Source organism: Bartonella sp. TT110JLCBS, assembly GCF_042193405.1.
In the GTDB taxonomy this organism is placed as follows: Bacteria; Pseudomonadota; Alphaproteobacteria; order Rhizobiales; family Rhizobiaceae; genus Bartonella.
In genome coordinates this window covers 1-570 of sequence record NZ_JBHILT010000291.1, presented here as the reverse complement: position 1 = coordinate 570, position 570 = coordinate 1, and the positions used below count along the sequence as shown (strand labels likewise).

Annotated in this window: 1 protein-coding gene; it reads left to right on the top strand. The window is 34.2% G+C overall.

Annotated features, from left to right (window positions below):
- Positions 1 to 180 precede the first annotated feature (180 nt).
- Positions 181 to 327, top strand: coding sequence for a hypothetical protein (locus ACFILW_RS10975; RefSeq protein ID WP_375685851.1), 147 nt, complete (start codon positions 181 to 183; stop codon positions 325 to 327).
- Positions 328 to 570: the final 243 nt, after the last annotated feature.

The window sequence follows — 570 nt, the reverse complement described above, 5'->3', positions numbered from 1 at the left end:
CTTTTTCAAACTGAAATATGGGAGCGACATCATAACAGTTTGAAGGGACATATAAGGATATATAATGATAATTTCTCTTTATGTTTTGATGTCGTGAATAATGCAACCCAATACCGTACTGTTTTACGTGAGGGGCATGACCCTATTTAAAGAACGCAAATAAAATAAAAGCATGAAACAATGTGCAATTTCCATTATTTAAAAAACAGCGCTTTAGATGTTTTAAAAAGTCGTAAGGCTGAGCTAAAAGCTGGTGATTGGTTTTCACTTTTACGGCTTTATGTTCTCTCCAAATTTGGCTGCCTTTTCATTTTAGAGATTACATAAACAAAAGGATAGGAAGATGTGATTTTTCAACAGCATTTTGTCTGTTTTTAGCACGACAGGTAATGAAAGTGATTCATTATCATTTTCAAAAATGATTGATCCTTTTATTTTTCCTGTTCAGGTTTCTTTTCACAGTTGATGAGGATAACATCTGAAAAAATAAGATAAAATTGCTCTCTCATGGTTTCCATTCTCGTTGAGGTCGATTGATTTGCCGATGAAGGCAGGGGGGGTAAAGGCTAT